Below are 21,426 nucleotides of genomic sequence, written 5' to 3'. Positions count from 1 at the left end.
AGGTCGCTTTTTTTTAAAAAAATGTTACCTAAACACATAGGCAACCGCCTTAGATGATGATTATAATTCGCGCCGTATTTATCGGTCTCATCTGCGAAACAGAACAACATATATAAAGAGGTTATCATGGCTATTGAACGTACTTTTTCCATCATCAAACCAAACGCGGTGGCAAAAAACGTTATTGGCGGCATCTTTTCTCGCTTTGAAGCTGCAGGGTTCAAAATTGTTGGCACCAAAATGCTGCACCTGACCGTTGAGCAGGCTCGCGGCTTCTATGCTGAGCACGAAGGTCGCCCGTTCTTTGACGGTCTGGTTGAATTTATGACTTCCGGTCCGATCGTGGTTTCCGTGCTGGAAGGCGAAAATGCGGTCCAGCGTCACCGCGATCTGCTGGGCGCAACCAACCCGGCAAACGCGCTGGCGGGTACCCTGCGCGCAGACTACGCTGACAGCTTCACCGAGAACGGCACCCACGGTTCCGATTCTGTTGAATCCGCCGCGCGCGAAATCGCGTTTTTCTTTGCTGAAGGCGAGGTTTGCCCGCGCACCCGCTAATCTCCCGCGTCTTTCACGCCACCGCTTTGTTGGCTTCACTCGCGCACCCCGGTCACATAGTTATCTATGCTCCCGGGGATTTGCGAACTCGCCGCCTCGCCGTGACGTAAAATACTGTGGAGATACCCATCCTCGTCGTCTTTTCGACTATCGCGGTGTTGGCTGCGCGCGTTCAGCCCGGTCGCTTATCTATGCTGCCGGGGCTTCACTTGCTTGCCGCCTTGCGACAAACGAAAATCCTTAGAGGATTGGCAGTTACAGATTTTTTCATCATTGCAGCGTGCAAACGTGGTATTGATGGGCCAGAATTTGTAGAATACAGCGCCCCGGATGAGCAGTCGCTCCCGGGGCGTTTCTTTTTTCAACCCTCCAGGGGCCATAACGTGTAATAACGAGGCCGGAATCAATTATGTCTGAACAAATAGTCACGCCTGATAGCGCCGCTCTGACGGTGCCGAACAAAGATGCCAAAATCAACCTGCTGGATTTGAACCGTCAGCAGCTGCGCGAGTTTTTCAAAAACATGGGCGAAAAGCCTTTCCGCGCCGATCAGGTGATGAAATGGATGTATCACTACTGCTGCGACAACTTTGATGAGATGACCGACATCAACAAGGTTCTGCGCGGCAAATTAAAGGAAGTCGCGGAGATCCGCGCGCCGGAAGTCGTGGAAGAGCAGCGCTCGAGCGACGGCACCATCAAGTGGGCCATTGCCGTTGGCGATCAGCGCGTCGAAACCGTGTATATTCCGGAAGACGATCGCGCCACCCTGTGCGTTTCATCCCAGGTGGGCTGCGCGCTGGAGTGTAAATTCTGTTCTACGGCCCAGCAGGGTTTTAACCGCAATCTGCGGGTTTCGGAAATTATCGGCCAGGTCTGGCGCGCGGCGAAAATCGTCGGCGCGGTGAAGACCACCGGCGTACGTCCAATTACCAACGTGGTGATGATGGGGATGGGCGAGCCGCTGCTGAACCTGACTAATGTGGTTCCGGCCATGGAAATCATGCTTGACGATTTCGGCTTTGGTCTTTCTAAGCGTCGCGTCACGCTCTCCACCTCCGGCGTGGTGCCGGCGCTTGATAAGCTTGGCGATATGATTGACGTCGCGCTGGCCATCTCTCTGCACGCGCCGAACGATACCATTCGCGACGAAATCGTGCCGATCAACAAGAAATACAACATCGAGACCTTCCTGAACTCGGTGCGCGGCTATATTTCGAAGTCCAACGCCAACCAGGGCCGCGTCACTATCGAATACGTCATGCTGGATCACGTCAACGACGGCACCGAGCATGCGCACGAGCTGGCCGCGCTGCTGAAAGATACGCCGTGCAAGATCAACCTGATCCCATGGAACCCCTTCCCTGGCGCGCCATATGGCCGTAGCTCCAACAGCCGTATCGACCGTTTCTCCAAAGTGTTAATGGAGTATGGTTTCACCACGATCGTGCGTAAAACCCGCGGCGACGATATCGACGCCGCCTGCGGTCAGCTGGCCGGCGACGTTATCGACCGTACCAAGCGTACGCTGCGTAAACGTATGCAGGGCGAAGCGATCGACGTGAAGGCGGTCTGATAATAAATGATGCAGCGCGCAGCCTATGCGGTGCGTTGCATATTTATGTGGAATCGCCGGGCGAAATACGCTGTTGTGGTTAATAATTACGGTGCGTTTTTGTCGACTTTGAGGCAGTATGTAGCGGTACAACAACCGCTTAGCATTCAATTTTGATAAGTCTCTGTGATACCAGGTCATACGGACTTATACTGTTTGTCTGACGTTGAGCAGATGTCTCGCGGCGCGGGGTAACCGGCGCTGAATTTTAAATTTCACGTACCAGTAGTTGTAGCGAATGAATACTGAAGCCACTCAAGACCATCAAGAAGCAAATACCACGGGCGCGCGTCTGCGTAATGCCCGCGAACAACTCGGGCTCAGCCAGCAGGCGGTGGCTGAACGCTTATGCCTGAAGGTTTCCACGGTTCGTGATATTGAAGACGATAAGGCACCCGCCGATCTTGCTTCAACCTTCCTGCGCGGCTATATCCGCTCTTATGCCCGCCTTGTGCACATTCCGGAAGAAGAGCTGCTGCCGATGATGGCCAAGCAGGCTCCGATTCGGGCGGCGAAAGTTGCCCCCATGCAGACCTTCTCGCTGGGTAAACGTCGCAAAAAGCGCGATGGCTGGCTGATGAGTTTTACCTGGCTGGTGCTGTTCGTGGTGATCGGCCTCAGCGGCGCCTGGTGGTGGCAGGACCACAAAGCACAGCAGGACGAGATCTCCACGATGGCCGATCAATCCTCTGCTGAGCTGAATTCTGGCGATAGCAACAGCCAAAGCATCCCGCTGGATAATCAATCGGCGAATTCCGCACCGGATACCGCTGCCAATAGCGCGCCTGTCGAGACTTCTCCGGCGCCGACTACGGCCCCGACTCCGGCTCCGGTCGAGAATAACGCCGTGGTTGCGCCTTCGCAGGCAAACGTTGATACGGCGGCAACTTCGCCGTTACCGACCGATCAGGCAAACGTGACCGCTGCGGCGGCCTCCGCGCAGGATCTGGTGCTGAACTTCACCGCCGACTGCTGGCTGGAAGTGAGTGATGCGACCGGTAAAAAGCTGTTCAGCGGTTTGCAGCGTAAAGGCGGCAACCTCAACCTGAGCGGCCAGGCACCTTATAAACTGAAAATCGGCGCCCCGGCAGCGGTACAGATCCAGTATTTGGGTAAACCTGTCGATTTAAGTCGTTTTATCAGAACTAACCAGGTTGCACGTCTGACCCTTAATGCCGAACAATCACCGGCGCAGTAACAGACGGGTAACGCGGGAGATTTTTCATGCATAACCAGGCTCCGATTCAACGTAGAAAATCAAAACGAATTTACGTTGGGAATGTGCCGATTGGCGATGGCGCCCCCATCGCCGTACAGTCGATGACAAACACGCGCACCACCGATGTTGCGGCGACGGTAAATCAAATTAAAGCCCTTGAGCGCGTTGGCGCGGATATCGTTCGCGTTTCGGTGCCGACGATGGATGCGGCGGAAGCGTTCAAACTTATCAAACAGCAGGTTAACGTCCCGCTGGTTGCCGATATTCACTTCGATTACCGCATTGCGCTGAAGGTAGCGGAATACGGCGTTGATTGCCTGCGTATTAACCCTGGCAACATCGGCAACGAAGAGCGTATCCGCATGGTGGTGGACTGCGCTCGCGATAAAAACATTCCTATTCGTATCGGGGTAAACGCAGGTTCTCTGGAAAAAGATCTCCAGGAAAAATACGGCGAACCGACCCCGCAGGCGCTACTGGAATCGGCAATGCGCCATGTCGATCATCTCGATCGTCTCAACTTCGATCAGTTTAAAGTCAGCGTAAAAGCCTCCGATGTGTTCCTCGCGGTTGAATCCTACCGCCTGTTGGCGAAACAGATCGATCAGCCTTTGCACCTCGGGATCACCGAAGCGGGCGGTGCGCGCAGCGGCGCGGTGAAGTCCGCGATCGGACTCGGCTTGCTGCTATCTGAAGGGATCGGCGATACGCTGCGCGTCTCTCTGGCGGCGGATCCGGTTGAAGAGATCAAAGTGGGTTTCGATATTCTCAAGTCGCTACGTATTCGCTCTCGCGGGATCAACTTTATTGCCTGCCCGACCTGTTCACGTCAGGAGTTTGACGTTATCGGTACTGTTAACGCGCTGGAGCAGCGCCTGGAAGATATTATTACGCCGATGGATGTTTCGATCATTGGTTGCGTGGTAAACGGTCCCGGCGAGGCGCTGGTTTCCACCCTCGGCGTAACCGGCGGCAACAAGAAAAGCGGCCTGTACGAAGACGGCGTACGTAAAGACAGGCTGGATAACGACGATATGATCGATCAGCTGGAAGCGCGTATTCGCGCTAAAGCATCGATGCTGGATGAGGCGCGTCGCATCGATATTCAGCAGGTTGAAGCGAAATAACGTGTTGGGAAGCGATACGCTTCCCGTGTATGATTGAACCTGCGGGCGCGAGGCGCCGGGGTTCATTTTTGTATATATAAAGAGAATAAACGTGGCAAAGAACATTCAAGCCATCCGTGGCATGAACGATTATCTGCCGGGCGAAACCGCTCTCTGGCAGCGCATTGAAGGCTCACTGAAGCAGGTGCTTGGTAGCTACGGTTACAGCGAAATCCGTTTGCCGATTGTAGAGCAGACCCCGTTATTCAAACGCGCTATCGGCGAAGTGACCGACGTGGTTGAAAAAGAGATGTACACCTTTGAGGACCGTAACGGCGATAGCCTGACTCTGCGTCCGGAAGGTACCGCTGGCTGCGTACGCGCCGGCATCGAACATGGTCTCCTGTACAATCAAGAACAGCGCCTGTGGTATATCGGACCGATGTTCCGCCACGAACGACCGCAAAAAGGGCGTTATCGCCAGTTCCACCAGATTGGCGCCGAAGCGTTCGGTCTGCAGGGGCCGGATATTGATGCAGAGCTGATTATGCTGACCGCCCGCTGGTGGCGCGAGCTGGGCATCTCCAGCCACGTTGCTCTGGAGCTGAACTCTATCGGTTCGCTGGAGGCTCGTGCCAACTATCGCGACGCGCTGGTGGCCTATCTTGAGCAGTTTAAAGATAAGCTGGACGAAGACTGCAAACGCCGCATGTACACCAACCCGCTGCGCGTGCTGGATTCTAAAAACCCGGACGTCCAGGCGCTGCTGAACGACGCCCCGACGCTGGGCGACTATCTTGATGAAGAGTCCAAAACGCATTTTGCCGGGCTGTGCGCGCTGCTGGATGATGCGGGTATTCGCTATACCGTGAATCAGCGTCTGGTGCGCGGTCTCGACTACTACAACCGCACCGTGTTTGAGTGGGTCACCACCAGCCTCGGTTCCCAGGGCACCGTCTGCGCCGGCGGCCGTTACGATGGTCTGGTTGAGCAGCTTGGCGGTCGCGCTACCCCTGGCGTCGGCTTTGCGATGGGGCTGGAACGTCTTGTTTTACTGGTTCAGGCAGTGAATCCGGAATTTAAAGCCGATCCTGTTGTCGATATATACCTGGTAGCCTCCGGAACTGACACCCAGTCCGCAGCAATGCGTCTGGCTGAACAGGTACGCGATGCGTTACCCGGCGTTAAGCTGATGACCAACCACGGCGGCGGCAACTTTAAGAAGCAGTTTGCGCGCGCTGATAAATGGGGCGCTCGCGTTGCGCTGGTGCTGGGCGAGTCAGAAATCGCCGACGGAAACGTGGTAGTGAAAGATTTACGCTCAGGTGAGCAAACTACCGTAACGCAGGATAGCGTTGCCGCGCATTTGCGCACACTTCTGGGTTAATCTCCCGGGAATCATTAGTCAGGAGAAGGACTGCGTGGAACTTTACAATAACGAAAACGATCAGGTCGATGCGTTAAAGCGTTTCTTTGCTGAAAATGGCAAGGCGCTGGCCGTCGGGGTGATTTTGGGCGTTGGCGCGCTGGTTGGCTGGCGCTACTGGACCTCCCATCAACTGGACACCGCCAGGGGCTCGTCTCTGGCTTATGAAAATGCGATTTCCGCGCTCAAATCGGATAAACCAGAAGCGCTGAACGCTGCGCAGAAATTTGCCGCCGATAGCAAAAACACCTATGGTGCGTTTGCGTCTCTTGAGCTGGCGCAGCAGTTTGTCGATAAAAACGACCTGCAGAACGCTGAAAAGCAGCTTCAGCAGGGGTTGGCAGCCGCTTCTGATGATAACCTAAAATCGGTTATCAATATGCGTCTTGCTCGCGTACAGCTGCAGCTTAAGCAGCCTGATGCCGCGCTGAAAACCCTGGATGCCGTGAAAGGCGAAGGCTGGACCGCGATTGTCGCCGACCTGCGCGGCGAGATCCTGCTGAGCAAAGGCGATAAGCAAGGGGCGAAAGCGGCATGGGAAGCGGGCGCGAAAAGCGATGCTTCACCGGCGCTCAGCGAAATGATGCGTATGAAAATAAATAATTTGTCCATCTGAGAGGGACTCGATGCAATTGCGTAAATTACTTTTGCCAGGGCTGCTTTCCGTTACCTTATTGAGCGGTTGTTCGCTGTTTAACAGCGAAGAAGATGTGGTGAAAATGTCGCCACTGCCGACGGTGGAAAACCAGTTTACGCCGTCCACGTCCTGGAGCACCTCCGTTGGCGGCGGTATTGGCGAATTCTACTCTAACCTGCACCCGGCTTTTGCTGATGGCGTTGTATATGCCGCCGATCGTAAAGGCACCGTTAAAGCCCTGAATTCAGGCGACGGCAAAGAGGTGTGGTCGGTTAACCTGGCCGAGAAAGACGGCTGGTTCTCCCGCGCGCCTGCGCTGCTCTCCGGCGGCGTGACCGTCTCCGGCGGCCATGTTTATATCGGTAGCGAAAAAGCGAAAGTTTACGCGCTGAACACCAGCGACGGTACCGTCGCATGGGAAGCGAGCGTGGCGGGTGAAGCGATTTCCCGTCCGGTCGTCAGCGACGGTATGGTGCTTATTCATACTACTAACGGTCAGCTGCAGGCGCTGAACGAAGCTGACGGCGCGGTGAAATGGACCGTTAACCTGGATATGCCAGCGCTCTCTCTGCGCGGCGAATCCGCACCGGCTACCGCGTACGGCGCAGCGATTGTGGGTGGCGATAACGGTCGCGTCAGCGCGGTGCTGATGCAGCAGGGCCAGATGATTTGGCAGCAGCGTATCTCTACCGCCACCGGCCCGACTGAAATCGACCGTCTTAACGACGTCGATACGACGCCGGTTATCGTGAACGGTGTGATTTATGCGCTGGCCTACAACGGTAACCTGACGGCGCTGGATCTGCGCAGCGGCCAGATTATGTGGAAACGCGAGCTGGGTTCAGTGAACGATTTCATCGTCGACGGCAACCGTATTTACCTGGTTGATCAAAACGACCGTCTGCTGGCGCTCACCACCGACGGTGGCGTGACGCTGTGGACGCAAAGCGATCTGCTGCACCGCCTGTTGACGGCGCCTGTGCTGTATAATGGCAACCTGGTTGTTGGCGATAGCGAAGGCTATATGCACTGGGTCAACCCGGAAGATGGTCACTTTGTGGCTCAGCAGAAGGTAGACAGCTCAGGCTTCCTGACCGATCCGGTTGTTGCTGACGGCAAACTGCTGATTCAGGCGAAAGACGGGACGCTGTACGCGATTACGCGTTAACAACAGCGGTAGTCTATTTTTGAGAAACGGCCCCTGACAGACAGGGGCCGTTTTGGCTTTTTTAAAAACGCCATGAAAATGGCGTTGTATCGATTTTAGTATGAGGCATTTAACATGATACCTGTGGTCGCGCTTGTCGGGCGCCCTAACGTTGGAAAATCCACGCTTTTTAACCGCTTAACGCGCACTCGCGATGCGTTGGTCGCGGATTTCCCGGGGCTGACTCGTGACCGTAAGTACGGTCGTGCTGAAGTGGAAGGCCGCGAATTTATCTGTATCGATACCGGCGGGATTGACGGTACCGAAGATGGCGTAGAAACGCGGATGGCGGAACAGTCGCTGCTGGCAATCGAAGAAGCGGACGTGGTGCTGTTCATGGTCGACGCGCGTGCGGGCCTGATGCCGGCGGATTCGGCAATCGCTAAACATCTGCGCTCTCGTGAAAAACCGACCTTCCTGGTGGCAAACAAAACTGACGGCATCGATGCCGATCAGGCGATTGCCGATTTTTGGTCGCTAGGGTTAGGCGAGATTTACCCGATCGCCGCTTCACACGGCCGCGGCGTCACCAGCCTGCTTGAGCACGTGCTGTTACCGTGGGTTGACGAGGTGAACCCGCCGGAAGAAGTGGACGAGGACGCGGCATACTGGGCGCAGTTTGAAGCGGAGCAGAACGGCGAAGCAGTTGAAGAGCCGGAAGATGATTTTAACCCGCAGGATCTGCCGATTAAGCTGGCGATTGTGGGCCGCCCAAATGTGGGTAAGTCAACGCTCACTAACCGTATTCTGGGCGAAGATCGTGTGGTGGTTTACGATATGCCGGGAACCACTCGCGACAGCATCTACATCCCGATGCAGCGCGATGAGCGTGAATACGTCCTTATCGATACCGCAGGCGTGCGCAAGCGCGGCAAAATCACTGACGTCGTCGAAAAATTCTCGGTGATCAAAACGCTGCAGGCGATTGAAGATGCCAACGTGGTGCTATTGGTCATTGATGCGCGCGAAGGGATTTCCGATCAGGACCTCTCCCTGCTGGGCTTTATCCTCAACAGCGGCCGCTCGCTGGTGATTGTCGTCAATAAATGGGACGGCCTGAGCCAGGAAGTTAAAGAGCAGGTGAAAGAGACCCTCGACTTCCGTCTGGGCTTTATTGACTTTGCCCGCGTGCACTTTATCTCCGCGCTGCACGGCAGCGGCGTAGGCAACCTGTTTGAATCCGTGCGCGAAGCGTACGACAGCGCCACCCGTCGTGTGGGCACCGCTATGCTGACCCGCATTATGACTATGGCTGCCGAAGACCATCAGCCGCCGCTGGTGCGCGGCCGTCGCGTGAAGCTGAAATATGCCCACGCCGGTGGTTATAACCCGCCGATCGTGGTTATTCACGGTAACCAGGTTAAAGACCTGCCGGATTCGTACAAACGCTATCTGATGAACTACTTCCGTAAATCTCTGGAAGTGATGGGCACGCCGATTCGTATTCAGTTCAAGGAAGGGGAAAACCCGTTTGCCAACAAACGTAATACCCTGACGCCGAACCAGATGCGTAAGCGTAAGCGCTTGATTAAGCACATCAAGAAAAGTAAATAAGCTATCCGCTAGCATCAAAAACCTAAAGCCCGCACCCGTCGGGCTTTTTTATTATCGCCATTGTACATGCGCAGAATAATAATAAACTCGCTTGAGGCCGGGTTATAAATGTGAGAAAAACCAAGGAGGATAAATATTTTTGTGACAATGAGGTCAGAATGAAAACCCTTTTAACTCTCCTGATGCTGTTTCTTATTCCTATAGCCTGTGCCGCTGAATCACAACCGATTGAACCACGCGTTAAGCCTGCTTATCCCGCGAAAGCCGAAAAAAAAGGGATACCGGGTCAGGTTAAAGCGCAATTTGACGTTGATGAGAATGGGCGGGTGACTAACGTTCAGTTATTAAACTCCGATCCTTCCGGAATGTTTGATAATGAAGTCAGGGCCGCAATGGAAAAATGGCGATACGTCAAAGGGAAGCCTTCCAGCAATAACATCATTACCATTTATTTCACGCCGGGGCCGTCTTGCGTAGAGGTGCCAGCGCCAAACCAGCCCGGCAGTATTCAAAGCAGGGGCGTTCCTTTTCGCTAAAGTAGAACGCACGTAAATGAACGTAGGGAGAATCGTATCAAACGATGGGGGCAGGGATATGAAAAAAACAATAGTGATGGTCGGTTTGGTTATTTTAACCAGCAGCTGTACGCCGTTTCATCCTTCTGACTGTCATAAAACATCAGCGCTTGGGAGCTGTAGCTCCGGACGCTTCAGTGATAACGATAAATATGGCAAACAGGCGCGAGCGATAAAAGAGTCTATTGATTCCCAGTTATCCAATCGCTACGGCTGGACGGGTAAAAAATGCACGATACATCTGAGTTTTAGCGATGAGGGGAAACTGAATAGCGTGACAACGAGTGAAGGTCATAAAGCCTATTGTGCCGCGCTGGTAGATGCCGCTAAACGGGCCACTTTTCCGCCGTTTACCGATAAGCAGGTCTATGATGCTTTTGCTCAGTCCCGATTCAGTATGCAGGGTGAATAAAATTAAAGGCGACGGACCGCAGGGGGCGAATAACCTGCTGGAGGCTAATGACTGGCAGCAGCCACAGATTGTGCAACCGTGATAAAATAAAGCGATATACCCGTCGTCAGGAGTCACCATGGAATTTGATTGCCCCGTATGCCATGCGCAGCTTGCTGTGCAGGGCAATAGCGCCCATTGCGAGCATTGTGCGAAAGATTATGTTGTTGAAGCCCGCTGCCCGGATTGCCACAAGCCGCTAGAAGTTTTAAAAGCCTGCGGCGCGGTGGATTATTTCTGCCAGCACGGTCACGGGCTGATTTCAAAAAAACGCGTCGAGTTTGTGCCGATTTAATCTTTATCGCTGACGCAGCCTTCACCGTCGCGCCAGAGCTCAATCAGTGAATTTGGCGCACGCTCCTCGGGAATGAGGATAATCAGGCTGTGATAATGCTGTTCGCTAATTATCTGAATGCGGAAGAAACGCTGGTCGCCGCTCCCCGGCGAGTCTGGCTGACCTGGCGGCTTGCCCAGCGGTAGCGACTGTTGGAGAATTGTCGCGATCCGCTGCCTTTGTTGCTCGTTAAGCCGGGCAACGACAATCTTACGCATCCCGCTGAGCGCTGGGATCCAGGCGACACCGCCCTCGCGCGCCAGCTCAATGACCGCGTCATCGCTGAGATCGGGGAGATTCATAGCGCGACTCCGACCCGCTCCCAGGCCTGAGTAATCGCATCAGCGGCCTCTTTGCCAGAGCGTTTCTCGCCATGGTGAATCGTCAGTCTGGCAAAGGCCGAGAAGTCGGCGTCTTTTGCCAGAGATTGATCGCACACCGCGTCGTACCAGGCATATCCCGCTTTTTCCCATGCAAAACCACCGATTGCGCTGGCGGCGAGATAAAAGGCGTGATTAGGAATACCGGAGTTAATATGAACGCCGCCGTTATCCTGCTGGGTATGAACAAAGTCTTTCATATGCGCGGGTTGCGGGTCTTTGCCAAGGATAGGGTCATCATAAGCGGTGCCAGGCTGCGACATAGAGCGCAGACCTTTACCGTGGATGCCTTTCGCGAGTAGCCCCTCGCCAATGATCCAGTCCGCTTTGTCTGCCGTCTGCTGGCGCTGATACTGTTTGACCAGCGATCCAAAGACATCTGATAGTGATTCGTTGAGCGCGCCGGATTGTTCGAAATAGATGAGACCGGCTTCGCTCTCCGTCACGCCGTGGCTTAGCTCGTGCGCCACCACGTCAATAGCGATAGTAAAACGATTAAAAATCTCGCCATCCCCGTCGCCAAATACCATTTGCTGGCCGTTCCAGAACGCGTTTTGATATTCGTGACCATAGTGGACGCTGCCGGTAAGCTTCAACCCGCGGTTATCCAGCGAATCTCGCTGGTAGCTCTTCCAGAAAAAATCATGGGTGATGCCGAGATAGTCATAGGCTTCATCAACGGCTACGTCGCCGTTGGAGGGCTGTCCCTCAAAACGAACCTGGGTACCCGGCAGATCCTGGGTCTGCCCGGCATCATAAATGTCGCGCTCAAGCAGGCCCGGCGTCGTCACGTGGGCCGCGGCGGGGCGGCCCGGAACGTGCGCCATCAGGGTCTGAACATGGCTGAGGGTGTTCCGCGCGCAGCGCTGTTGCTGAAGAGAACCACGATCGACAATACGACGTAAGATGTAGGGCGGAATCACATAACGGGGATAAGCTTCTGGCATATCACGCTCCTTAGCCGGATAAAACCGTTTTAAAAGGGCATGACAGCAGTATAGTTATCCCCTGCCGAAAAGGCAGGATAATCAGGCTTTTTTGCGAGTACGGGTTTTCTTCACCGGCGTGATGTTCTTCACTTCGCTCTCTACCCAGCCGTCGTTCAGGCGGGTCGTGAGGAGGTCACCTTCGCGCACCTGCGTCGTTTGTTTCAGCACTTTGCCGTCGCTGGCGGAAGTGACGCTATAGCCGCGGGCGAGCGTCGCCAGCGGGCTGACGGCTTCCAGATGCGTGACCATATTACCGAAGCGTTCACGTTGTTCGCCAAGACGCGCGCGAATGTTTTCCGCCAGCCGGTATTCCAGCTGTTGAATACGGCTCTGGACGCGGTGAATGCGCGGCTGCGGATTTTGTTGATTCAGGCGCTGCGCGGCGCGCTGCTGGCGCTGGTCGGCGCGCTTCATCTGCGTCTCAAGAGCGAAACGCATGCGTTGGCGCAATCTTTCCAGTTCCGTTTGCTGACGGGCCAGCCGCAGCTGGGGGTGCTGCTGCTGCAGGCGGTGAAAAATCTGGGTAAAGCGGCGATGGCGGTTGGCAAGGAAGTAGTCCATCGCCATTTCAAGACGCTGCTGCCCGGACTGGAGCTGACGCAGCAGCTCTTGCTGGTTGCGGCTGACAATTTCCGCCGCAGCGGAGGGCGTTGGCGCGCGCAGGTCGGCAACAAAATCGGCGATAGTGACGTCGGTCTCATGGCCTACGGCGCTGACGATGGGAATAGGGCTGGAGAAAATCGCCCGCGCCACCCGCTCGTCGTTAAAGCTCCATAGATCTTCCAGCGAACCGCCGCCGCGCCCGACAATCAGCACATCGCACTCATGGCGCGCGTTGGCCAGTTCAATGGCGCGAACGATCTGCCCCGGCGCATCTTCACCCTGTACGGCGGTCGGGTAGATAACGACCGGCAGGGAAGGATCGCGGCGCTTGAGCACGTGTAAAATATCATGCAGCGCAGCGCCGGTTTTAGAGGTGATGACGCCGACGCAGTGCGCGGGGGAGGGGAGCGTTTTTTTATGCTGCTGATCGAACAAGCCTTCCGCCGCCAGCGCTGCCTTAAGCTGTTCATATTTCTGCTGCAGCAGACCTTCGCCCGCAGGCTGCATGCTTTCCACGATGATCTGATAATCGCCGCGCGGCTCGTACAGTGTGATGTTGGCGCGGACCAGCACCTGCTGCCCGTGCTGCGGACGGAACGTCACGCGGCGGTTGCTGTTGCGGAACATCGCGCAGCGCACCTGGGCGTTATCGTCCTTTAAGGTGAAGTACCAGTGACCAGAAGATGGCTGGCTGAAGTTTGAAATCTCGCCGCTAATCCACACCTGCCCCATTTCACGTTCCAGCAGCAGCCGAACCGACTGATTGAGGCGGCTAACCGTGTAAATTGAGGGGGATTGAGATGGCAACATGTGAGCAAGATCAAATTTTAAATCAGCAGGTTATTCAGTCGATAGTAACCTGCTGGGAGGGGATCGCAAGTATTATTTGCAAAAAAGGGTAGATGCAATCGGTTACGCTCTGTATAATGCCACGGCAATATTTATCCACCCTGGTCGAGATATTGCCCATGCTACGTATCGCTAAAGAAGCCCTGACGTTTGACGACGTCCTCCTCGTTCCCGCTCACTCAACCGTTCTGCCAAATACCGCCGATCTCAGCACTCAGCTGACGAAAACCATCCGTCTGAATATTCCTATGCTTTCCGCTGCAATGGATACCGTGACTGAAGCGCGTCTGGCAATTGCCCTGGCACAGGAAGGCGGCATCGGCTTTATTCATAAAAACATGTCCATTGAACGCCAGGCGGAAGAAGTAAGGCGCGTGAAAAAGCATGAATCCGGCGTGGTGACCGACCCGCAGACCGTCCTGCCAACCACTACCCTGCGCGAAGTTAAAGTGCTGACCGAACGCAACGGTTTTGCTGGCTATCCGGTGGTCACCGAAGACAACGAGCTGGTCGGCATCATTACCGGCCGCGATGTGCGTTTCGTCACCGACCTGAACCAGCCGGTTAGCGTATATATGACGCCGAAAGAGCGTCTGGTTACCGTTCGTGAAGGTGAAAGCCGCGAAGTGGTTTTTGCCAAAATGCATGAAAAACGCGTTGAGAAAGCGCTGGTTGTGGATGACAGCTTTCATCTTCTCGGCATGATCACCGTTAAAGATTTCCAGAAAGCGGAGCGTAAACCGAACGCCTGTAAAGATGAGCAAGGTCGCCTGCGCGTTGGCGCAGCGGTTGGCGCGGGCGCGGGCAACGAAGAGCGCGTTGATGCGCTGGTTGCCGCGGGCGTAGATATTCTGTTGATCGACTCTTCGCACGGCCACTCTGAAGGCGTACTGCAGCGTATCCGTGATACTCGCGCTAAATATCCTGACCTGCAAATCATCGGCGGTAACGTGGCGACCGGCGCGGGTGCTCGGGCGCTGGCGGAAGCCGGCTGCAGCGCGGTGAAAGTGGGTATCGGTCCTGGCTCCATCTGTACGACTCGTATCGTGACCGGCGTGGGTGTTCCGCAGATCACCGCCGTTTCTGACGCGGTTGAAGCGCTGGAAGGCACCGGTATCCCGGTTATTGCCGACGGCGGTATCCGATTCTCCGGCGATATCGCGAAAGCGATTGCCGCAGGCGCAGCCGCAGTCATGGTTGGCTCAATGCTGGCCGGTACCGAAGAATCCCCGGGTGAAATCGAACTCTACCAGGGCCGTTCTTACAAATCCTACCGCGGTATGGGTTCCCTGGGCGCGATGTCTAAAGGTTCCTCCGATCGCTACTTCCAGACCGATAACGCCGCCGACAAACTGGTGCCGGAAGGTATCGAAGGTCGCGTCGCCTATAAAGGCCGTCTGAAAGAGATTATTCACCAGCAGATGGGCGGCCTGCGCTCCTGTATGGGTCTGACCGGTTGTGGTACCATCGACACCCTACGGACCAAAGCGGAATTCGTGCGCATCAGCGGCGCGGGTATCCAGGAGAGCCACGTTCACGACGTGACCATCACTAAGGAATCCCCGAACTACCGCATGGGCTCCTGATTTTCATCGCCCGGCCACGCGCCGGGCGATTTATTTAACCTGTATCACTTGCCTCGGAATTATCGTCAATGACGGATAACATTCATAAACATCGTATTCTTATCCTGGACTTCGGTTCTCAGTACACCCAGCTGGTTGCGCGTCGCGTTCGTGAATTAGGTGTCTATTGCGAACTGTGGGCATGGGACGTGACTGAAGCTCAAATTCGTGAGTTTAATCCTAACGGCATTATTCTTTCCGGCGGCCCGGAAAGCACCACCGAAGATAACAGCCCGCGCGCGCCCCAGTATGTCTTCGAAGCCGGCGTGCCGGTATTCGGCGTATGCTACGGCATGCAGACCATGGCGATGCAGTTGGGCGGACACGTTGAAGCGTCTAATGAGCGTGAGTTTGGCTATGCGCAGGTTGAAGTTCAGACCGATAGCGCCCTGATCCACGGTATTGAAGATGCGCTGAGCGCGGATGGTAAGCCGATGCTGGACGTCTGGATGAGCCACGGCGACAAAGTTACCGCCATCCCGTCTGACTTCGTCACCGTCGCCAGCACCGAAACCTGCCCGTTCGCCATTATGGCTAACGAAGAGAAGCGCTTTTACGGCGTGCAGTTCCATCCGGAAGTGACCCACACCCGTCAGGGTCTGCGCATGCTTGAGCGTTTCGTACGCGATATCTGCCAGTGTGAGGCGCTGTGGACGCCGGCCAAAATTATCGACGATGCCATCGAACGCATTCGTCAGCAGGTTGGCGACGATAAAGTGATTCTCGGCCTCTCCGGCGGCGTGGATTCCTCCGTTACCGCTATGCTGCTGCACCGCGCCATCGGCAAAAACCTGACCTGCGTCTTCGTGGATAACGGTCTGCTACGTCTGAATGAAGCCCAGCAGGTTATGGACATGTTTGGCGACCGTTTCGGCCTGAACATTGTTCACGTTGAAGGCGAGGCGCGTTTCCTGACCGCGTTGGCGGGGGAAAACGATCCGGAAGCGAAGCGTAAAATCATCGGCCGTGTATTCGTTGAGGTTTTCGACGAAGAAGCGCTGAAGCTGGAAGATGTGAAATGGCTGGCGCAGGGGACTATCTACCCTGACGTGATCGAGTCTGCGGCTTCCGCAACCGGCAAAGCGCACGTTATCAAATCTCACCACAACGTGGGTGGTCTGCCGAAAGAGATGAAGATGGGCCTCGTTGAGCCCCTGCGCGAGCTGTTCAAAGATGAAGTGCGTAAGATTGGCCTCGAGCTGGGTCTGCCGTACGACATGCTGTATCGCCACCCGTTCCCGGGACCGGGCCTCGGCGTGCGCGTGCTGGGCGAAGTGAAGAAAGAGTACTGCGACCTGCTGCGTCGCGCTGATGCCATTTTCATCGAAGAGCTGCACAAAGCCGATCTGTACAACAAAGTGAGCCAGGCATTCACCGTATTCCTGCCAGTTCGCTCCGTTGGCGTCATGGGCGATGGCCGTAAGTACGACTGGGTGGTTTCCCTGCGTGCTGTCGAAACCATCGACTTTATGACCGCGCACTGGGCGCATCTGCCGTACGATTTCCTCGGCCGCGTGTCCAACCGCATCATCAATGAAGTCAACGGTATTTCCCGCGTGGTGTATGACATCAGCGGTAAGCCGCCGGCGACCATTGAGTGGGAATGATTTCACGTCTGGCAACAGCCTGCACGTAAAAGCAGTAAAGTACCTGTAAGCCCGTGTAACAGCGGGCTTTTTTGTTTTTGTGTCTGGCACTTTCTGGCAGCTGTTAGCAACGGGAAGCACGGTTTTTTCAATGGAATTTTTGATGGTACTCTCTGGTTTTGAATTTTGATCTCCTCCCTGAAAACAGTACCAGGGTCACCTTGCTGGTGTGGATTTCACAGCGCTCACGAGAGTGCTACCAGTTGGCCGCCAAGCCCAGGGAGCGCGGCCTGCAGTATCTGGAAAACCTGACGCTGCTGATCGAAAGTACTTCAGGGAGCCCCAGCGCATCATGACCGAAGCCAAGCGCAATCTTATCTACACCTCGATGACGGTTGGCCAGGTCGCCGACAGCCTGGGGTTCGTCGAGCAGGCTTACTTCTCACGGTTCTTCAAGCGCACAACGGACCTGACCCTGAAGGCGTTTCGCCTTCAGCGCCGGGAAATCTAGCCTTCGCTCAACTTCACCAGGCTGAACAGCATCTCCAGCACTGGCGTGGCGACGCCCAGGCGCTTGCCACGCTCGACCACCGCGCCATTGATGAAATCGATCTCGGTTTTGCGACCTGCCTCGACATCCTGCAGCATCGACGGTTTGTGCTGCTGGTGATTGCGAAAGGCATAGTCGACAGCAGCGATAACCCGCAGCTGATCAGCATCAACGCCAGCAGCCTGTGCAACCGCCACGGTTTCGCTGACGATGCGGGAGGTCACCTGCCGTCCCTCTTCAGCGTGGCCGACCGCGCCCACGGTCCGGCGGGTCACCGCGCAAACCGAATTGAGCGCTGCGTTGAACGCCACCTTCTCCCAGATCGACACCTGCACCTGCGGATCGGCCTTGCACGGCAAACCGGCCTGGCTAAAATTCGCCGCGATTTCGTGCACGGTCGGGCTGTCCTTACCATTGCCTGTCCAGATATTGATGTGCCCTTCGCCGTGGCTGTGCACCACGCCAGGCGCGACAAGGTCTGCCGGCAAGTTGGTCATGCCGACGATGATGCGCTCGGCCGGAACCACGCGGGCGATGAGCTCGGCATTGCCCAGCCCGTTCTGCACCGAAAGCGCCCAAGTCTGTGGCCCCACCAGGTGGCGCACTGACTCGATGGCGGCGGCGGTATGAAACCCCTTGGTAAAGATCACCAGCAGGTCGAAGTGGCCTGTCACTTGGTGTGCACGAGAGATCGGCACCCTGACGCTTTCCTGTACGTCAGGCGTCTCCAGGCGCAAGCCCTGGCGAGAGATGACCTCGATGGTCGTCTCCGACGCCTCCACGAAAGACACGTCCTGTCCAGACAAGGCCAGGCGCGCACCAAACAGTCCGCCCATCGCCCCTGCGCCCACTATTGCAATTTTCATTGCTGCTCCTTCGAGTAAATGAATGGCCACTTCAGGAAGCCATTTTCTGTCTCACAAATAAATGCGTACCCGGCAAAACATAAATGCCGTCTATGTCCTAAGGCATTGCACCACCGCTGACCCACGCCATGCCCGCCGATTGTCAGGGTGGTCATGGCGCCGTAACTCTTGTTGTCGATATCGCCATACAATGCTTTGCCGTCTTCACGGTTCTGGGAGTGGCGCAACTCGGTCTGCAGCGAGTAGCCGGTCGACAAGACGGACGGTTGGACAAGTCCAGGTAATGCTGCTGATAAATGTCCTCGATCTGGCCGTAGAAAACAGAAGAATCACGGCGTCAGTGGATTCGCAGGACCAGGCGCAAGCCGAAAGGAACCTGCGCCAGTATGCTAGAACGGGTATTTGCGTGGTGTCATCTGCACGCTGATCCAGTGATCGGTGGTGAATTCCTCGATTGCCCACTCACCGTTGAAACGCCCCAGCCCCGAGTTCTTCTCACCGCCAAAGGGAGCGTGTGCCTCGTCGTTGACCGGAATGTCGTTCACATGGGTCATGCCAGCCTTGATTCGACGCGCGAAACGCGCGCCGCGCTCCAGGTCGGCGGTGAACACGGCGCTAGATAGCCCGAACTCGCTGTCGTTCGCAAGCGCCAGCGCGTGGGCCTCATCTCGCGCGCGCTGAATGCCGACCAGCGGGCCGAAAATTTCCTCGCGGGTGATCTCCATTTCTTCCGTCACATCGGCGAACACGTGAGGCGGCAGCAGTTGCCCACGCACGTCACCTTCGACGACTGGACGGGCACCCTCCTCCCTGGCCCGCGCTACCTTGCTCAGCAACGTGTCCAGTTGCTTGCGGTTGATGATAGGCCCGACTACGGTATCCGGCTCGCTGGGGTCGCCCACCTTCAACGCCTTGACCCTTTCGGCATAGCGCTCGACGAAGCGGTCATACAGTGCGTCCTCGACGATGATGCGGTTGATCGCCATGCAGATCTGCCCCTGGTGCAGGAACTTGCCCATCACCGCCGCTGCTACCGCCTGCTCCAGGTCGGCATCGGCCAGCACCACGAACGGGCTGTTGCCGCCCAGCTCCAGTGCCACGTGCTTGAGGTGCTTGCCACCGCTGGCGATACGGCCAATGTTGGCGCCCACAGGGGTCGAGCCCGTGAAGGAGATGAATTTGGGTACCGGATGCTCGACGAACGCATCACCAATCTCGGCACCAGAGCCGACCAGCACGCTAATCACGCCTGCCGGAACGCCGGCTTCCTCGAAGATGCGCGCGGCCAGCAGGCCGCCCGTCACGGGGGTATCGCTCGCGGGCTTGATCACCACGGCATTGCCCAGGGCCAATGCCGGTGCCACCGAACGCTGGGTGAGGTGGAGCGGGAAGTTCCATGGGCTGATCACCCCCACCACACCCAGAGGCTCTCGGTAAACGCGATTTTCCTTGCCTGGGACGTTGGACGGCAGAATGCGCCCGTGCACCCGCGCCGGAAAAGAGGCTGACTCCAGGGTGATGCTGCGCGCAGCGCCCCACTCAATTTGCGCCTTGATGCGGGTACTGCCCGACTCGCGGATGATCCAGCCGATGATCTCCTCGCGACGCTCATCGAAGATCTGCACCGCACGGTGCAGGATGGCCGAGCGCTGCCCCGGTCCTATCATCGCCCACTCGACCTGGGCGCGCTGCGCGGCCTGATAGGCTTCGTCCAGGTCATCGCGGGTAGCCTGCTTGATCTGCAGCAGGGTTTCTCCGTTGTACGGATCGCTGACCTGCAGTGATTGCGGCGCACTGCCTTCACGCCATGCGCCGGCAATCGGCAGCAGGTGAAGATCGCGATACGGCGTGTGATTGACTTGACTCACGGAATATCTCCTTTATCAGCATTGGGCACGTTGTTCAGTGATGGGTGTCTGCCGGCTGGGCATTCAAGCCCACGCTGGCAACGGCCCTTCTTTTGATCATGGCAATGGCGAAAATCGCCACCAATCCGGGGACCGCGCAGAGAATGAAATTGATCTGCAGTGGCAGGTTTATGCTCAGCATCAGGCCGCCCATTGCCGGGCCAGCCACGGCCCCGAAACGGCCAATTGCCGAACACCAACTCACGCCCGTCGCACGGATCTCGCTCGGGTACTGCTGTGCAGCGAAGGCGTGGATGACGGCCAGGGTGCCGATGGTGGTGGCACCGGCGATCAGCAACATAGCGTTGAGCAACAGCGGGCCAGGCTTGATACCCAGCGTGCAGAGTGAGATCACCGCCAGCAGAAAGAACAGTATCAACGTGGGCTTGCAGCCCCAGCGATCGGCGAGCCAGCCACCACCCAGGGCGCCGAAGGTGGCGCCAATGTTCAAGGTCACCAGGAACATCAGGCTCGAACCCAGCGGGAAGCCACCGGCGACCATGATCTTCGGTAGCCAAGTATTGAGCCCATAGACCATCAGCATGCACATGCCAAACCCCAGCCACAGGAACATCGTACCCACGCCACGTCCTTCGGTGAACAGACGCGACAACGGTGCCGCGCTCGAAGTGCGTACGGGCGCATCGAAACGTACCTGGTCAGCGTCGACGGCGGGATCGATGCGTTTGAGCAGCGCACTGGCCGCGGCCTTGTCCTTTTTCAGCAGGAAGTTCAGCGACTCGGGCAGCTGGCGGTACATCCACGGCAGGAACAGCAGCGGGATGCCGCCCACCAGAAACGTTGCCTCCCATCCAAAGCGAGGAATGATAAACATGGCTACCAGAGCAGAAAAAATTGCCCCGATCGAGTAGAAGCTGAGCATGATAGTGGTCATTCGGCTGCGACGTGCTTTCGGTGTCAGATCATTCATCAACGCGACGATGTTGGGGATCGCCCCCCCCAGCCCGACGCCGGTGACGAAACGCAGAGTTGCGAAACTCTCCGCATCCCAGGCCCACGCGGTACCCAGCGTGCAAACACTGGCCAGCGTCATGGCGCTGAGAATAACTTTGCGCCGTCCCAGGCGATCAGCCAGCGGGCCGATGACGACAGCGCCGAACATCATGCCGAACAGCGCGGCACTGCCCATCCAGCCGGCAATGACCGGAGTCAATGCCCAATGCTCCATCAATTGCGGCACGACAGAGCCGTAGATGACCAGGTCATAGCCATCGAACAGCATGATGAAGGAACACCAGAAAAGTAGGGTATAGTGGAGTTTTCCAAGCGGAGCGGAGCCCGCGACATCCAAGGCACGTCGTTGAGTCATTGTTGTATCTCTTATTGTTGTTATCGAGATTAGTGAGCGAGGCGCCGGCGGCGACCACG

21 protein-coding genes are annotated in these 21,426 nt (G+C 56.4%); 14 read left to right on the top strand and 7 right to left on the bottom strand.

Translation table 11 applies throughout. From position 1 onward, the window contains the following. Positions 1-126: 126 nt before the first annotated feature. The 11 genes from ndk (at position 127) to IYV58_RS20255 (ending at position 10,643) form a co-directional block, all read left to right on the top strand. The gene (gene ndk / locus IYV58_RS20305) at positions 127-558 is read left to right on the top strand and encodes a nucleoside-diphosphate kinase (protein WP_004114414.1); all 432 of its coding nucleotides are present in this window, start codon (positions 127-129) and stop codon (positions 556-558) included. Positions 559-967: 409 nt separating this feature from the next. Then, the gene (locus tag IYV58_RS20300) at positions 968-2,134 is read left to right on the top strand and encodes a dual-specificity RNA methyltransferase RlmN (protein ID WP_004123586.1); all 1,167 of its coding nucleotides are present in this window, start codon (positions 968-970) and stop codon (positions 2,132-2,134) included. A gap of 277 nt (positions 2,135-2,411) precedes the next feature. After that, on the top strand, positions 2,412-3,371 hold the full coding sequence (gene rodZ / locus IYV58_RS20295) for a cytoskeleton protein RodZ (RefSeq protein ID WP_087828493.1): 960 nt from the start codon (positions 2,412-2,414) through the stop codon (positions 3,369-3,371). Positions 3,372-3,397: 26 nt separating this feature from the next. Then, the gene (gene ispG, locus IYV58_RS20290; protein ID WP_004123581.1) at positions 3,398-4,519 is read left to right on the top strand and encodes a flavodoxin-dependent (E)-4-hydroxy-3-methylbut-2-enyl-diphosphate synthase; all 1,122 of its coding nucleotides are present in this window, start codon (positions 3,398-3,400) and stop codon (positions 4,517-4,519) included. Positions 4,520-4,610: 91 nt separating this feature from the next. Further along, positions 4,611-5,885, top strand: a complete 1,275-nt coding sequence (gene hisS, locus IYV58_RS20285) for a histidine--tRNA ligase (protein ID WP_004123579.1) — start codon at positions 4,611-4,613, stop codon at positions 5,883-5,885. Between the two features lie 34 nt (positions 5,886-5,919). Beyond that, complete coding sequence (locus IYV58_RS20280) at positions 5,920-6,540, top strand: YfgM family protein (RefSeq protein WP_004123578.1); 621 nt, start codon at positions 5,920-5,922, stop codon at positions 6,538-6,540. Between the two features lie 10 nt (positions 6,541-6,550). Then, the gene (gene bamB / locus IYV58_RS20275; RefSeq protein ID WP_004104478.1) at positions 6,551-7,729 is read left to right on the top strand and encodes an outer membrane protein assembly factor BamB; all 1,179 of its coding nucleotides are present in this window, start codon (positions 6,551-6,553) and stop codon (positions 7,727-7,729) included. Positions 7,730-7,843: 114 nt separating this feature from the next. Further along, a complete protein-coding gene (der, locus tag IYV58_RS20270) occupies positions 7,844-9,322 on the top strand; it encodes a ribosome biogenesis GTPase Der (RefSeq protein WP_004123577.1) in 1,479 nt (492 codons plus the stop codon). Between the two features lie 158 nt (positions 9,323-9,480). After that, positions 9,481-9,858, top strand: coding sequence for a TonB family protein (locus tag IYV58_RS20265; protein ID WP_004123575.1), 378 nt, complete (start codon positions 9,481-9,483; stop codon positions 9,856-9,858). Positions 9,859-9,916: 58 nt separating this feature from the next. Next, positions 9,917-10,309, top strand: a complete 393-nt coding sequence (locus tag IYV58_RS20260; RefSeq protein WP_004123572.1) for a cell envelope integrity TolA C-terminal domain-containing protein — start codon at positions 9,917-9,919, stop codon at positions 10,307-10,309. Between the two features lie 118 nt (positions 10,310-10,427). Further along, entirely contained in the window at positions 10,428-10,643 is a 216-nt protein-coding gene (locus IYV58_RS20255) for a zinc ribbon domain-containing protein (RefSeq protein WP_004123550.1), read from the top strand. On the opposite strand, the gene IYV58_RS20250 is transcribed toward IYV58_RS20255, so the two are convergent. The 3 genes from IYV58_RS20250 to xseA form a co-directional block, all read right to left on the bottom strand. After that, the gene (locus IYV58_RS20250; RefSeq protein WP_082236876.1) at positions 10,640-10,984 is read right to left on the bottom strand and encodes a protealysin inhibitor emfourin; all 345 of its coding nucleotides are present in this window, start codon (positions 10,982-10,984) and stop codon (positions 10,640-10,642) included. The two genes, IYV58_RS20255 and IYV58_RS20250, sit on opposite strands and share 4 nt — an antisense overlap. Continuing rightward, positions 10,981-12,009: a M4 family metallopeptidase gene (locus IYV58_RS20245; RefSeq protein WP_004123543.1), complete on the bottom strand. Its 1,029-nt coding sequence runs from the start codon at positions 12,007-12,009 to the stop codon at positions 10,981-10,983. The genes IYV58_RS20250 and IYV58_RS20245 overlap by 4 nt, the downstream gene beginning before the upstream one ends. Positions 12,010-12,090: 81 nt before the next feature. Then, entirely contained in the window at positions 12,091-13,464 is a 1,374-nt protein-coding gene (gene xseA / locus IYV58_RS20240; protein ID WP_004123541.1) for an exodeoxyribonuclease VII large subunit, read from the bottom strand. 158 nt (positions 13,465-13,622) lie between these two features. On the opposite strand from xseA, the gene guaB reads away from it, so the two are divergent. The 3 genes from guaB to IYV58_RS20225 all read left to right on the top strand — a co-directional run bounded on the left by guaB (position 13,623) and on the right by IYV58_RS20225 (position 17,225). Then, entirely contained in the window at positions 13,623-15,089 is a 1,467-nt protein-coding gene (gene guaB / locus IYV58_RS20235; RefSeq protein ID WP_004123540.1) for an IMP dehydrogenase, read from the top strand. A 68-nt stretch (positions 15,090-15,157) separates the two neighbouring features. After that, positions 15,158-16,735 (top strand): glutamine-hydrolyzing GMP synthase, encoded by a 1,578-nt coding sequence (gene guaA, locus IYV58_RS20230; RefSeq protein WP_004123537.1) that lies wholly within the window; start codon positions 15,158-15,160, stop codon positions 16,733-16,735. Positions 16,736-17,066: 331 nt separating this feature from the next. Beyond that, positions 17,067-17,225, top strand: a complete 159-nt coding sequence (locus IYV58_RS20225; protein WP_049112977.1) for a helix-turn-helix domain-containing protein — start codon at positions 17,067-17,069, stop codon at positions 17,223-17,225. Here IYV58_RS20225 and IYV58_RS20220 read toward each other — a convergent pair. The 4 genes from IYV58_RS20220 to IYV58_RS20205 form a co-directional block, all read right to left on the bottom strand. Next, positions 17,222-18,130: a ketopantoate reductase family protein gene (locus tag IYV58_RS20220; RefSeq protein WP_142480950.1), complete on the bottom strand. Its 909-nt coding sequence runs from the start codon at positions 18,128-18,130 to the stop codon at positions 17,222-17,224. The two genes, IYV58_RS20225 and IYV58_RS20220, sit on opposite strands and share 4 nt — an antisense overlap. Next, positions 18,127-18,357, bottom strand: coding sequence for a hypothetical protein (locus IYV58_RS28615; protein ID WP_413784947.1), 231 nt, complete (start codon positions 18,355-18,357; stop codon positions 18,127-18,129). The genes IYV58_RS20220 and IYV58_RS28615 overlap by 4 nt, the downstream gene beginning before the upstream one ends. Before the next feature lie 162 nt (positions 18,358-18,519). Then, positions 18,520-19,998, bottom strand: coding sequence for an aldehyde dehydrogenase family protein (locus IYV58_RS20210; RefSeq protein WP_004123527.1), 1,479 nt, complete (start codon positions 19,996-19,998; stop codon positions 18,520-18,522). 34 nt (positions 19,999-20,032) lie between these two features. Further along, positions 20,033-21,367 (bottom strand): MFS transporter, encoded by a 1,335-nt coding sequence (locus IYV58_RS20205; RefSeq protein WP_004123524.1) that lies wholly within the window; start codon positions 21,365-21,367, stop codon positions 20,033-20,035. Positions 21,368-21,426 lie beyond the last annotated feature (59 nt).

It is taken from the genome of Klebsiella sp. BDA134-6 (genome assembly GCF_015601345.1).
GTDB classification, from domain to species: domain Bacteria; phylum Pseudomonadota; class Gammaproteobacteria; order Enterobacterales; family Enterobacteriaceae; genus Klebsiella; species Klebsiella grimontii.
The sequence above is the reverse complement of the archived record's forward strand: the minus strand, read 5'-3'. Positions and strand labels throughout refer to the sequence as shown.